The following is a 12,765-nucleotide window of genomic DNA, read 5'->3' as shown; positions in this document are numbered from 1 at the left end:
AGCGAGGTGCCACGACGGTCGACGGCAGCGGACGCCGCTACCGGCACGCGCTGATCCGCACGTCGTCGATGTTCCAGCCCGACATGGGCGCGCCGCCGAAGGCGATGACGGCGCTGTAGCCGAACCGCACCCGCAGCTCCGGGCTCCTGTACGGCGTGAGGTCGTACGTGACGTTCCTCCACGCGGACTCGGCGACATCGTCGAGCGGAGACTCGTAGACGATCCTCCAGCGCGATCCGTCGAAGACCTCGACCCGGGCCTTGTTGCGGTAGCTCGTGTTCAGCCAGCGCCAGAACGACAGCGTGACCCGCCCGCGCACAGCCGCGTCGACAGCGGGGCTCGTCAGGTAACGCTGCGGGTGCGGCGCGGTGATGCTCGGGCCGCCGCCGAGGAGCACGCCCGCGATGCCGTTGTCGCCGGCCTCCGTGTGATCGCCCGCCGGATCCGGGAACCCCGCGCGCTGGCCGCGGGACGCCCTCGCCGGGCCGATCTCCCAGCCGGGCGCGAGGCTCCAGCGGGCCGCGTTGTCCGAGAAATCGTCAGCGAAGAGGACCTCTGCCGAGCACGGCGCGCCCGGGCCGTCGCTCCCGGGGGCGCCGCGGAGCGCCGCCGGCGCGGACGCCGCCCAGTCCAGCGCCAGAGGGCCGTCTCCCTCCGCGATCCACGGCTCGCCCGCCGGGCCGCCGGTGCACCCCGCCGCGGCGAGACCGCACGAGACCGCGGCCCGTCCAATCCATGTCTTCATGGTCGCTCCTGCGAACGTGCAATGCCCCCGGCGCGGGCACCATTCCGCATGGCCGCCGCGCAGCGCCGAGAGCACGTGTTTGTAGGACCGAACCGGGGCGGTGGACAGCCCAGGTGAGCGGCGCCCGATGCGGTGAGATCGGCGTCATGCGCCCTCTGACACGGTGATTGTGCCGTCGCCCTCGGGCGGCCTGAGCCTTACCCACGCCCGCGCCGGGCGGGCGATCACGCGGTGGGCGGATCAGCGGGGCGCGGCCGCGGCCTCGGGCGGCGGGGCCGGCGGGATCGGCGTGCGCGAGATCGTCTCGCGCTCGGTCACGTCGGTGATCACCAGCGTGAGCAAGAGGCCGAGGAGGAGCGCCGCCACGATCATGGGGAGCGCGTTCGCGAAGCGCTGCTCGATGAGGTGCATGAAGAAGAGCAGCACGAGCACCGTCTTCACCGTGGCGATGAGCAGCGCCGCGACGATGTCGGCCCGGCCGAGGTGGGCGAGCGAGAGGAGGTACGAGGCCAGCGTGAGCGCCATCAGGACGAGCCAGACGATCACGTAGGTCCGCGAGGAGAGGTGCTTGACGGTCATGGGTGCAACGTGCCGTTAGCGGTGCATCAGGTAGAGCATCGGCCAGAGGAATATCCAGATCACGTCGACGAGGTGCCAGTAGAGCCCGCCGAGCTCGATGTGCGTCTCGTTGCCCGCGCCGTACCGGCGCCGGAAGCACCCCCACGCGAGCCAGCCGAGGACCACGAGCCCCGCCGTGACATGGACGGCGTGGAGGCCGGTCGAGATGTAGTACAGCGTGAAGAACAGCCGAGCGCCGGCCTGCGGGAGCTCCTCGAAGCGGTAGGCGGCGCCGGGGAAGATCCCCTCGTGGAAGTGCGCCGCGTACTCGATGCCCTTCAGCGTGAGGAAGGCGGCCCCGAGCGCGATGGCGCCGAGCAGGAGGCGGCCGGCGCGCACCGGCCGATCCAGGCGCACGGCGTAGACGCTCAGCGCGACGAGCAGGCTGCTCGTCAGGAGGATCGCCGTGTTCGTCGTGCCGATCGGGGCGCTGTTGTGCGCGATGCCGGCGGCGAACTCGGCGCCGTACATGGCGCGGTAGCCGGCGTACAGGCCGAAGAGGCCGCCGAAGAGGAGGAGCTCGCTGGCGAGGAAGATCCACATGCCGAAGCGCGCGGCGTGGGTCTGCTTCTCGAGATCCTCGAACTGCATGACGAGCCGCGCCGGGGCGAGCGGCTGCGGCTCAACGGGCGGTGGTTGAGATTCGAGCATGGGCCTCCTCTTCGGTCAGGTGGTAATCGTACGGGCCGCGCTCGACGACCGGGGTCACCGGGAAGTTGTGCTTCGACGGGATGGGCGGCGTGAGCCACTCGTAGCTGCGCGACTTCCACGGGTTGGCGGGGGCGCGCGCCCCCCAGCGCAGCGCGATGAGGAGGTTGGCCAGCGAGAGCACGAGCGCGGCCCCGAGCAGGTAGGCGCCCCCGGTCGAGAGCACGTTGAGCCACTGGTACTGCTCCGGGTAGCTGTAGTAGCGGCGGGGCATCCCGGCGTTGCCCAGGAGGAACTGGGGGAGGAACGTGAGGATGAACCCGAGGAACGCCCCGAAGGACGTGAGCAGCCCCATCGGCTCGGAGTACATGCGGCCGAACATCTTCGGGAACCAGTAGTGCGCGGCCGCGAGGAACGCGGTGAGCGTGCCGCCGACCATGATGAAATGGAAGTGGGCGACGACGAAGTACGTGTCGTGCCAGTGCACGTCGAGCGACTGCGTCGCGACGGCGATGCCCGTCATGCCCCCGAAGACGAAGAGGAACAGGAACCAGAGGAAGTAGAGCATCGGGGTGTTGAGGTGGATCGACCCCTTCTGCAGGGTCGCCACCCAGGTGAAGACCTTGATGGCGGAGAAGATCCCGATGAACATCGAGAACGCGCCGAAGATGCCGGCGTTGACCTCGCTCATCCCGGCCACGAACATGTGATGCCCCCACCCGGCGAACCCGATGAGCGCGATGCCGAGCGACGAGATGGCGATCGCCCAGTAGGACGCCGGCTGCCGCTGCGAGAAGGTGCAGACCACCTCGCTGATGACCCCGAGCGCCGGGAGCACCATGATGTAGACGGCGGGGTGGGAGTAGAACCAGAACAGGTGCTGGAACAGCACGGGATCGCCGCCCAGCGCCGGGTCGAAGAGGCCGAAATGGTAGACGTGATCCGCCCCGACGAGCAGGATCGTGAGGCCCAGGACGGGGGTCGCGAGCAGGATGATGATGCTCGTGCTGTAGATGGCCCACACGAAGAGCGGCAGTCGCCCCCAGCCGATCCCGCGGGCGCGCATCGTGTGCGTGGTCGCGATGAAGTTCACCGCGGTCATGATCGACGAGACGCCGAGGATGAAGATGCCGATCACGACGGGGATGACCGCCGTGGGCGTGGTCGTGCTGTAGGGCGGGTAGAACGTCCACCCGGTGTCGGCGCCCCCGCCCACGGCGGCCCCCAGCGTGATCACGGCGCCGATCGCATAGATGTAGAGGCTCGCCAGGTTGAGGCGCGGGAACGCGAGGTCCTTGGCCCCGATCATGAGCGGGAGGGCGAAGTTCCCGAAGATGTTCGGGATCGACGGGATCATGAAGAGCCACACCATGACCACGCCGTGGAGCGTGAACATGCGGTTGTAGGTCGACGCGCTGATCACGGTGGGCCCCGGCGTCAGGAGCTCCGTCCGGAGGACGAGCGCGAAGACGCCGCCGAGCAGGAGCATCGGTATGATGAGCGCGTAGAACATGATCCCGATGCGCTTGTGATCGGTCGTGAGCAGCCACGAGCGCACGCCCGCGTCGGCCCGGAGATAATCGGCCTCATGCGCGCCGTGCTCCGGCGCTACCCCCTCGATCTCGTGTGCAATCATGGCGTCGTCCCTCCCGGCACGGCGGCGCCGCTCCCGCCGACGCCGCCGTCCCACGGCACGACGGGGCCGCGGGGCACGTCGCGGATCGATTTGATGAGCTCGATTATCGCGGCGATGTCCGGCGGCGTGACCTGCCCCAGATACGACGGCATGACCGGCTGGAACCCGCGGTGCATCGCGGCGAGCGGGTCCATGATCGACTCGGTGATGTACGCCTCGTCGGCGATGCGCTCGCCGCCGCCCTCGAGCGGCACGACGGCGCGGTACAGGCCTGCCCAGGTGGGGCCGATGTGCGGCGTGCCGTCGAGGGTGTGGCAGCGCAGGCAGTTGTGCCGGGCGGCGGCGCGCTCGCCGCGGCTCGGCATCGTCGGCTCGGCCTCCGCGCGCTCCTGCTCCGCCTGCGCGGCGGCCTCCTGCGCGAACGCCGGCGTGCTCGCCGCGCCGCCGGCGAGCCAGCGCTCGTAATCGGCGGGCTCGAGCGCGATCACCTGGCCGCGCATCTCCGAGTGGCTCGTGCCGCAGTACTCCGTGCAGAGGATGGGATACGCGCCGGGCTCGCTGGCCTCGAACCAGGCCGTCGTGTAGCGGCCCGGGACGACGTCCTGCTTGATGCGGAACGCGGGGACGAAGAAGCTGTGGATGACGTCGCGCGACGTCATGATGAGCTTGATCGGCCTGCGCGCGGGGACGTAGAGCACCGAGATCATGCTCTCTCCCTCGGGATAGGCGAACTTCCACATCCACTGCTTGCCCGTGACATAGACGTCGAGCGTGTCCGCGGGCGGCGTGCGCAGGTCGATGAACTGGCGCGTGCCGACGTTCCAGAACGCGAGGAACAGGGCGCCGAGGCCGAAGAGCGCCGCCGTCTCCAGGGCGAGCGCCGGCTTCGCGAGCGTCCCGGCGTGCGGCCGCCCGGTGTCCCGGATCTGCCGCCGATAGCGGAGCAGGAAATAGCCGCCGATCAGCGTGATCAGGACGGCGCCGCCCATCGTCACGGAGACGACGAGGTAGTGCAGCCCGTCGATCTCGCGGGCCAGCGAGGAGCGCTGCTCGGGCAAGAAGAGGATCTGGCGCAACAGCTCGTTCATCGCGCGCCCTCCCGCCGCCGGCGCTGCCACCCTCGCCAGCCGAAGAAGGCGAGCAGCGTGAGGACCCAGGCCAGGATGCCGGCCGCGCCGAGCCGCAGGAAGCCGGCCACGTAGGGGCCGTAGCGGCGGCTCGCCGGGTCGTAGCGATAACACGTCATGAGGGCCCGATCGAGCGTGGTGCCGACCTGCCCGCGGCTCGCCTCGAGGAGCGCGAGCCGGAGGTCGAGGGCGGGGAACTCGATGCCATAGAGATAGCGAGAGATGCGGCCCTCCGGCGTGAGCACGAAGACCGCCGCAGGGTGCGCGTACTGGTCCGTCTGCGCGTCGTACGCGAACCGGAACCCGAGATCGCCCGCGAGCGCGCGGATCTCGGGCTGCGCGCCGGTCAGGAACGGCCAGAGCTCCCGCGCCGGCGCGGCCGCCATGCCCAGGGCCGCGAGGGTGGCTGTCCGCTTCCGCGCCGCGGACTCCGGTGTGTCCCGGGGGTCGAAGCTCACCGTGAGCGCGCGGTAGTGCTCGCCGAGCCGGTAGTCGAGCTTCCCCAGGCCGGAGACCAGGCCGCGCAGCACGAGGCCGCAGAGCGTCGGGCAGCGGTAATAGGAGAGGACGAGGAGGACCGGGCGCTGTCCGTCGAGGTGCGCGGCGAGCGGCGCGGCGCGCCCCTCCATGTCGGTGAACGACAGCGTCGTATTGACGGCGCTCCCGAGGCGCTCCTCGATGTCGGCCTCGCGCGCGGCCGGCGGGAGCGCCGGTGGGTCGGCGGCGGCCGCGAGCGGCGGCCTCGAGAGCGAGAGCGCGAGGAGCGCCGCGGCGGGCAGGTGCGTCGTCCTCATCGGCTCTCCTCGGCGACGAGGCCCATCGCGTCCTCGATCGGTATCTGCACGATCCCGCGCTCCCGGTCGGCCCAGCCGAAGCGGCCGAGCTCCTCGTGCTTCCTGCGGTTGAGCAGCTTGCCGAGGCCCTCTTCGCCGGTGGCCCCGCGCTGGAAGATGCGCTGATCGACCCCGGCCACCACGCCGCGCGGCTGGAAGCCCTCGCGCGCCTGATCCATGGACCTGCCGGCGGGGCGGAGCGCCGCCTCGCGGCCGCGCAGGATCATCCAGGACCAGATGGCCAGGATGAAGAAGATGATGATGACCGCGAACGCGATGGCGAGGATCCTCCGCCAGGGGAGGTGATCCTCTTCCTGGCGCACGTCGGGACGGCGGTACTGGGAGGTCATACGCTCTCGTAACGGAGTGCGGCCGGCAGCGCCGGATCGTTGATGGGGACGAGCGGGTTGCCGCGCTGCCGGAGCGCGGCGAACGCGACGCACGGGCCGACCACGGCGAGGAGCGCCGCGAGATCGAGCCAGTGGTACGGCGCGCGAGCGCCGGAGGCCTCGGGCACGACGAGCCAGTGCATGTCGAGGTAGTGCGCGACGAGGACCCAGGCGGCGACCGCCGACAGCCAGGCCGGCCGCCGCTTGATCCCGTAATTGAGCAGGATCAGGAAGGGGATCACGAAGCGCGCGAGCACGAGGACGAGGGTCGCTGTCTCCCACGGGCCGTGGTAGCGGCGCAGGTAGAACTCCGCCTCTTCAGGCTTGTTCGCGATCCAGATCAGCATGAACTGGAAGAAGGCGGCGTAGGCCCAGAAGATGGTGAACGCGAGGAGCAGGCGGCCCAGCGCGTAGTAGTGCGAGCTGCTCAGCCCGGGCAGGAGGCCGGCGCGCTCCGAGGTGAACGTCAGCGCCGTGAGCAGCGCTATCGCCGCGACGAAGCCGCCGGCGAAGACGTAGACGGGGAACATCGTCGACACCCACGTCGGCGCGAGCGACATGAGCCAGTCGAACGAGGCAAAGGAGAGCGCCAGCGCGACGAGCGGCAAGCCGCCGACGCTGAGCGCGCGGAGCCGCCCGCCGCCCGCGAGCGCCGGGCTCGCGTCGCCCCGGAGCGAGCCGCGGCGCAGGAGGGCGCTCAGGGCGAGCCAGATGGCGAAGTAGATCCCCGTCCTCACGAGGAAGAAGGGGAGGTTCAGGTAGGGCGTCTTGTGGAGCACGATCGCCCGGACGTGCTCGTCGTGGATCGACTCGGGATGGAGCCAGTCCCCGTAGAGCGCGTCCATCCCGAGCAGGAGCGGGAGGAACAGCACGGCGAGGAGCGGCAGCGCCGAGAGGATCGCCTCCGCGAGGCGGCGGACGGCCACGGGCCATGTCGCGCTCATCGCGTGGCAGATCATGAGAAAGATGAGCGCGCCGACCGCGGTGGTCACGGCGTAGGCGTAGGCCGCGAGGTACGCGTAGAAGACGCGCTCGCGGTCCACGAACGCGCCGGCGACGAGCAGGACGGCGCCGAGGAGCGCGAGGCCGAGCGACCGCGCGACGAGCGCGCGGCCGCCCCGGAAGATGGGGATGCGAGGGACTCGTCCGTTCACGGCAGCTCCTTCAGGGCGCGCTCGCGCAGGGGCGGGGGGAGCGCGTCGAGCGCGGCGGCGCGGCTCCGCCCGAGCGCCTTCACATAGGTCACGATCGCCCAGCGCTCCCGGAGCGGGATCTGCGGCTCGTACGAGCGCATGAGGCCGTAACCCTCGACGATGACCTGGTAGATGCGGCCGGGCGGGAACGCCTGCACGCGCGCGTCGACGAGCGACGGCGGGCGCCGCTGCGTCATGTTCCGCGCGACCTCCGACTCGCCGTCTCCGGCGATCCCGTGGCAGGCGCCGCAGAAGATCTCGTAACGGGCCTGGCCGTACCGGATCAGCTCCAGCGTGACCGGGATCGGGATGCGGTCGACGTACGCGCCGCCCGCGACGCCCCGGGTGAGCCCGGGATCGCCGGTCACCCTGTCGTTCGGCACGGTGCCCTCGGGCGGGCGGCGCATGACGGCGCCGTCGTGGAACATCTCCGCCGGCTCGTACGGCGCATAGCGCTTCTGGCGGATCATGCGCTCGAGATCCAGCTCGTCGGCCTCGCCTGGCTCGCCCTGGGTCGGGCTCGCCGGGGTGCACGCGACGCAGAGCGCCGCGGCGAGGCCGGCGAGCGCCGCGGAGCGCCCGCGCCTCACGACCGCTCCTTTCCGGCCCAGGCGACGGTGAGCGCGCCGAGATCGGTGAGATCGCGCTCGGCGATGGGCCGGATGAGCGCCGGGTCGCGGGCGTCGATGCCGATCCAGAACCGGTCGATGGTGGCGCGCTCGAACCCCGGGACGTCGAACACCGGATTCCAGAGCTCGGGCAGCCTCGTGAGGGCGAGCAGCACCACGAACCCGACGAGGGAGGCCGTGAGCACCATCATCTCGAAGGTGATCGGCACGAACGCCGGGGCCGCGTGCTGCGGCCGCGCGCCGACGTTGAGCGGGTAGTCGTAGGCGTTGTTGTACCACTGGACGAGGTAGCCCCCCGCGGCGCCCGCGATCGCGAAGGGGAGGACGATCCAATTGAGCGGCGATCGCTCGAGTCCGAGCGCCGCCTCGGCGCCGTGGACCGGGTACGGCGTGAACGCGTCGAGCCGCCGGTATCCGCGGCTCCGGAGCTCCGCGATCGCGCGGAGCATCGCCTCGGGCGTCTCGAACTCGGCGAGCAGTCCTCTCTTCATCTCAGTGCTCCTCCTTGCTGAGCTCGTGGTTCAGCTCCTTGACCTCGGCCACGGGGATGAACGGGAAGAGGCGCAGGAAGATCAGGAAGAGCAGCAGGAAGAAGCTGATCGTCCCGGCGAACATCGAGAGATCGACCCACGTCGGCCGGTAGGCGTGCCACCCCGACGGGAGGAACTCGCGCTGCAGCGACATGACGATGATCACGAACCGCTCGGACCACATCCCGACGTTCACGAGGATCGAGATGATCCAGAGCAGGACCATGTTCCTCCGGACCCGCGAGGACCAGAGGAGCTGCGGGACGAGCACGTTGCAGAACATCTGCGCCCAGAACACGGCGGCGTTCGGGCCGGTGGGGCGCGCGACGAAGAACTGGTAGATCTCGTACTCCGACGCGCTGTACCAGGCGGCGAAGAACTCGATGATGTACGAGTAGATGACGATCCAGGCGGTGACGAGCGCGAGCTTGCTCAGGTTGTCGATGTGCCGCTGGGTGATGACGTTCCCGAGGTGGAAGACGCGGCGCGCGGGGATGAGCAGCGTCAGCACCATCGCGAAGCCGGAGAAGATGGCCCCGGCGACGAAGAACGGGGGGAAGATGGTCGAGTGCCACCCCGGCACGAGCGCGATCGCGAAGTCGCTGCTCACGATCGAGTGGACCGAGAGCACGAGCGGCGTCGCGAGCCCCGCGAGCAGCCCGTAGAGGAGCCGATAATGGCGGAAGTCGCGCGCGGATCCGCGCCAGCCGAGCGACAGGACGCCGTAGACGATCCGCCGTCCGCGGTCCGGGGCCCTGTCGCGCAGGGACGCGAAGTCGGGGATGAGCCCGAGGTACCAGAAGACGAGCGAGACAGTGAAGTACGTGAAGACGGCCGCGGCATCCCACGGTAGCGCGCTCTTGAACTGGGGCCAGACCGCGAGCGTCGAGGGGTAGGGGACGAGCCAGTAGGCGAACCACGGCCGGCCGAGGTGCAGGAGCGGATAGAGGCCCGCCTGGATGACGGCGAAGATCGTCATCGCCTCGGCGAACCGGTTGATGCTCGTGCGCCAGCGCTGCTCGAGCAGGAGCAGGATGGCGGAGATGAACGTCCCCGCGTGGCCGATGCCGATCCAGAACACGAAGTTGATGATCCCGAACGCCCAGCCGACCGGGATGTTGTTGCCCCAGACCCCGATCCCGGTGACGACGGTGTAAGTGACGGTGATGCCGAGCAGGGCCGTCCCGGCCCCGGTGAGGGCGAACGCCGCCCACCACAGCCTGGATCGCGGCTTCCACACGACCGACAGGAGATCTTCCGAGAGCGCCTCGTCGGTGGGCCGCCCGAGCAGGAGGGGCTGGGTCACGGCTTGACGAGCTCCGGGTTCTCGTTGTTGATGCGCGCGAGGTACATGGTCCTCGGCCGGGTGCCCTGGTCGTGGAGCACCACGTAGCTCCGCGGCTCGCCGCGCCACGCGACCATCTCCGTCTCCTGGTGCGAGAGCGAGCCGAACTGGATCGCCCGCGTCGGACAGGCCTGCTGGCAGGCGGTGACGACCTCCCCCGGGCGGATCTCGCGCTGCTCGATGCGCGCCGCGATCTCCGCGCGGCGGATCCGCTGGACGCAGTACGTGCACTTCTCCATCACGCCGCGCTCCCGCACTGTCACGTCGGGGTTGCGCTGGAGCCGCGCGAGCCCGTCGTTGTAGGCGTGGAGCTCGGTATAATCGAACCAGTTGAACCGGCGGACCTTGTAGGGGCAGTTGTTCGAGCAGAACCGCGTCCCCACGCAGCGGTTGTAGGTCATCTCGTTGAGCCCGTCGGGGCTGTGCGTTGTCGCGTTCACCGGGCACACGTATTCACACGGCGCCTTCTCGCAGTGCTGGCACATCATCGGCTGGTGGACGACGCCTGGGTCGCGCGGGTCGCCGGAGTAATACGTGTCGATCCGGAGCCAGTGCATCTCGCGGCTGTTCAGGACCGCGTCCTTGCCCACCACGAGGACGTTGTTCTCGGCCTGACACGCCACGACGCACGCGCTGCACCCGGTGCAGATCGTGAGATCGATCGTCATGGCCCATTGCCCGAGCGGCACCCCGGGGGGCGTCACCGCGGGCAGGAGCGACGGCAGCGGCCCCTTGAGCGCCTCCGTGAAATCGGGGTGCTCGCGGTAGACGGCGAGGGGGACCGAGAGCGCGACGGGGCGCCCGTGGAGGCTCCAGTGCATCTGCGTGAGCGCGAGCGGGTGCTTCTCGCCCGGCCGCTTCCGCACCGAGGCGCCCGCCGCGAAGAACGGCGCGTCCGTGGTGCGGAGCCGGTACGCGTCGACCCCCACGCCGCTGGCGATCGACTCGGCGCCGCTCCGGCCATAGCCGAGCTGGAGCGACACGGTCCCGTCGGCGTGCCCCGGGGCGACGAGCACCGGTATCGAGATCGTTCGCCCCCCGAGCTCGACATCGACCATGTCCTCGCCCTCGACCCCGAGCGCCCTGGCGGTCTCCGGGCTGAGCAGCGCGGCGTTGTCCCACGTGAGCTTGGTGATCGGGTCCGGCAGCTCGAGCAGCCACGGGTTGTTGGCGAACCGGCCGTCATACACGTTGGCGTCGACCGAGAAGGCGATCTCGAGGGTGTCTGCGGGCGCCGGCGCCGCCGCGGCGAGCTGCCCGAGCGCCGCGGCCGCCGCGGCGACCCCGTCGGGCCGGAGCGCGGCGTTCTCGCGCGGCGCCGCGGTGCCCTCGACGAGCCCGCGCCGGAGCGCCTCCTCCCAGAACGCGTCGAAATCGGCGCCGCCCCGGCGTGCCCTCCACGCCTCGCGGAGCAGCTCGCGCGCGCTCCGGCGCGGCTCGCCCGCGAACACAGTGAGCACCTCGGAGGCCGTCCTGCCGAGGAAGAGCGGCTCGATGAGCGGCTGGATCAGCGAGATCGTGCCGTCGTAGGCGCGCGCGTCGCCCCAGGCCTCCAGGTCGTGCGCGGCCGGCACGAACCAGTCGCAGCCGGCCGCCGTCTCGTCCTCGTAGAGCCCGAGGTAGACCCGGCTCCGGACGGCGCGGAGCAGCGTGGCGAGCTCGATGTCTGCCGGCGCCGTGTAGGCCACGTTGTTCTCGAGGATCACGAGCGTGTCGACGGCGCCGCGCCGGATCTCGTCGGCGAGCGCGGCGAGCTCCTGCTCCGCGCCGCCGGCCGTGATCAGCGTCCCCGCGGTGGCCCACGCCGCGCGGTCGTTGCGGAGCGCCGCGTTCATGAGGTGCGCGATCGCGTGGACCGGCGGCGGCTGCCGCTCCCCGACGACGACGACGCTCGCCGCCCCGCCGCGCGCGAGGTCGCGCGCGAGCGCCTGGACGAACGGCCTGTCCTCCGCGCGCACCCGCGCCCGGGCCGGCTCGAGCGCGCCGAGCGCGTCCGCGGGGATGGATCCGGGGCGCGCGCCCCCCGCGAGGAGCAGCTCCGCCGCGATCGCCGCGGCGAACGCCGGCACCTCGCTCGGCTTCCGGCGCAGCCGGTGATCGGCGAGGCTCCCGGTCGGGCTCAGCCCGGTCTCGACGACGTAGAGCCGGCTCATGGTGCCCGTCGGCGAGCCGACGCGCCTGCGCTCCGCGAACTGGCGCGCGTACCGCACGCTGAACGGCATCGACGCGAGGAAATCCGCGTCGAGCGCGAGGATGACGTCCGCCGTCCGGAAGTCGTACTGCGCCTGGAGCGGCGCGCCGAACGCGAGCTCGGCCCCGCGCGCCGCGTCGCGCGACCGGGCGGGCGCGTGGAACGTGAACCGGGCCGCCGGGTGGCGCTCCAGGACGCGACCGATGAGGTCGAGCGTGAGCGGCGAGCCGGTGGGCCTCAGGACGAAGCGGAGCCCGGCGCCGCGGTCGTCCCGCGCGCCGCCGAACTGCTCGACGAACGCCTCCCACGCGGCCGGCGCCGCGCCGCGCCGCGCCGCGCGCGCCCGGTGCTGGTCGTAGAGGCCGAGCACCGACGCCTGCTCGTACACGCCTGTCGAGCCGAGGCTCGCCGGGTGCTCCGGGTTGCCCTCGACCTTCGTCGGCCGCCCCTCGTGGTTCTCGACGAGGATGCCCGTGGCGAACCCGTCGAGCTCCAGGCTGGTCGCGTAATACCGGAGGATCCCCGGGGTCACCTCCGGCGGCGTCGTCACATAAGGGACGATCTTGTCCGCGGGCTTCGCGTTGCACCCGGACACGCCGGCGAGCGCCATGCTCGCGCCGAGCAGCTTGAGCCACGTCCGCCGGCTCACCGCGCCGGCGTCGCCCTCGCCGCCGGGGAGCGCCTGCGCGGCGGCCTCGCGGAGCTCCGGTGTCTCGAGGAGCTCCGCCAGGCTGCGCCAGTACGCTTTGCCCGTCTTGCCGTCGAGCGCGGAGCTCCACGGGATCTGTCTTCGATCAGCCATCGTCCCTCTTCAGGTCATCGGTGGATCGGCGCCTCCGCCGTTGCCAAGGTCCCCTGTTCGCCGAGCGATCGTCCTCCCC

Annotated in this window: 12 protein-coding genes; all 12 read right to left on the bottom strand. The window is 71.1% G+C overall.

Annotation, left to right across the window (positions count from 1 at the left end):
• Positions 1-37 precede the first annotated feature (37 nt).
• The 12 genes from WMF42_RS23245 to WMF42_RS23190 all read right to left on the bottom strand — a co-directional run bounded on the left by WMF42_RS23245 (position 38) and on the right by WMF42_RS23190 (position 12,686).
• Positions 38-745: a hypothetical protein gene (locus tag WMF42_RS23245; protein WP_061605956.1), complete on the bottom strand. Its 708-nt coding sequence runs from the start codon at positions 743-745 to the stop codon at positions 38-40.
• Positions 746-985: 240 nt separating this feature from the next.
• Entirely contained in the window at positions 986-1,324 is a 339-nt protein-coding gene (locus tag WMF42_RS23240) for a cytochrome C oxidase subunit IV family protein (RefSeq protein WP_061605955.1), read from the bottom strand.
• Positions 1,325-1,339: 15 nt separating this feature from the next.
• Positions 1,340-2,014: a cytochrome c oxidase subunit 3 gene (locus WMF42_RS23235; protein ID WP_061605954.1), complete on the bottom strand. Its 675-nt coding sequence runs from the start codon at positions 2,012-2,014 to the stop codon at positions 1,340-1,342.
• Entirely contained in the window at positions 1,986-3,647 is a 1,662-nt protein-coding gene (locus WMF42_RS23230; RefSeq protein WP_061605959.1) for a cytochrome c oxidase subunit I, read from the bottom strand. Before WMF42_RS23230 ends, WMF42_RS23235 begins: the two co-directional genes overlap by 29 nt.
• On the bottom strand, positions 3,644-4,735 hold the full coding sequence (coxB, locus tag WMF42_RS23225) for a cytochrome c oxidase subunit II (protein WP_061605960.1): 1,092 nt from the start codon (positions 4,733-4,735) through the stop codon (positions 3,644-3,646). Before coxB ends, WMF42_RS23230 begins: the two co-directional genes overlap by 4 nt.
• Positions 4,732-5,568, bottom strand: coding sequence for an SCO family protein (locus WMF42_RS23220; protein ID WP_061605953.1), 837 nt, complete (start codon positions 5,566-5,568; stop codon positions 4,732-4,734). The genes coxB and WMF42_RS23220 overlap by 4 nt, the downstream gene beginning before the upstream one ends.
• Positions 5,565-5,957, bottom strand: coding sequence for a hypothetical protein (locus WMF42_RS23215; protein ID WP_061605952.1), 393 nt, complete (start codon positions 5,955-5,957; stop codon positions 5,565-5,567). The genes WMF42_RS23220 and WMF42_RS23215 overlap by 4 nt, the downstream gene beginning before the upstream one ends.
• Positions 5,954-7,150, bottom strand: a complete 1,197-nt coding sequence (locus WMF42_RS23210) for a hypothetical protein (protein ID WP_061605951.1) — start codon at positions 7,148-7,150, stop codon at positions 5,954-5,956. The genes WMF42_RS23215 and WMF42_RS23210 overlap by 4 nt, the downstream gene beginning before the upstream one ends.
• A complete protein-coding gene (locus WMF42_RS23205) occupies positions 7,147-7,779 on the bottom strand; it encodes a c-type cytochrome (protein WP_437684757.1) in 633 nt (210 codons plus the stop codon). Before WMF42_RS23205 ends, WMF42_RS23210 begins: the two co-directional genes overlap by 4 nt.
• Positions 7,776-8,309, bottom strand: a complete 534-nt coding sequence (locus WMF42_RS23200) for a DUF3341 domain-containing protein (RefSeq protein WP_061605949.1) — start codon at positions 8,307-8,309, stop codon at positions 7,776-7,778. Before WMF42_RS23200 ends, WMF42_RS23205 begins: the two co-directional genes overlap by 4 nt.
• A gap of 1 nt (position 8,310) precedes the next feature.
• Entirely contained in the window at positions 8,311-9,654 is a 1,344-nt protein-coding gene (gene nrfD / locus WMF42_RS23195; protein WP_061605948.1) for an NrfD/PsrC family molybdoenzyme membrane anchor subunit, read from the bottom strand.
• A complete protein-coding gene (locus WMF42_RS23190) occupies positions 9,651-12,686 on the bottom strand; it encodes a TAT-variant-translocated molybdopterin oxidoreductase (RefSeq protein ID WP_437684754.1) in 3,036 nt (1,011 codons plus the stop codon). Before WMF42_RS23190 ends, nrfD begins: the two co-directional genes overlap by 4 nt.
• Positions 12,687-12,765: the final 79 nt, after the last annotated feature.

Origin of the sequence: Sorangium sp. So ce176 (assembly GCF_051519835.1) — a bacterium.
Classification (GTDB): Bacteria; Myxococcota_A; Polyangia; order Polyangiales; family Polyangiaceae; genus Sorangium; species Sorangium cellulosum_G.
Note: the sequence above shows the minus strand (reverse complement) of the source record. Positions and strands in the feature narration are given on the sequence as shown.

Coding starts and splice junctions, on each gene's coding strand:
- WMF42_RS23245 (WP_061605956.1), bottom strand. CDS start 745: ATGAAGACATGGATTGGACGGGCCGCGGTCTCGTGCGGTCTCGCCGCG.
- WMF42_RS23240 (WP_061605955.1), bottom strand. CDS start 1,324: ATGACCGTCAAGCACCTCTCCTCGCGGACCTACGTGATCGTCTGGCTC.
- WMF42_RS23235 (WP_061605954.1), bottom strand. CDS start 2,014: ATGCTCGAATCTCAACCACCGCCCGTTGAGCCGCAGCCGCTCGCCCCG.
- WMF42_RS23230 (WP_061605959.1), bottom strand. CDS start 3,647: ATGATTGCACACGAGATCGAGGGGGTAGCGCCGGAGCACGGCGCGCAT.
- coxB (WP_061605960.1), bottom strand. CDS start 4,735: ATGAACGAGCTGTTGCGCCAGATCCTCTTCTTGCCCGAGCAGCGCTCC.
- WMF42_RS23220 (WP_061605953.1), bottom strand. CDS start 5,568: ATGAGGACGACGCACCTGCCCGCCGCGGCGCTCCTCGCGCTCTCGCTC.
- WMF42_RS23215 (WP_061605952.1), bottom strand. CDS start 5,957: ATGACCTCCCAGTACCGCCGTCCCGACGTGCGCCAGGAAGAGGATCAC.
- WMF42_RS23200 (WP_061605949.1), bottom strand. CDS start 8,309: ATGAAGAGAGGACTGCTCGCCGAGTTCGAGACGCCCGAGGCGATGCTC.
- WMF42_RS23190 (WP_437684754.1), bottom strand. CDS start 12,686: ATGGCTGATCGAAGACAGATCCCGTGGAGCTCCGCGCTCGACGGCAAG.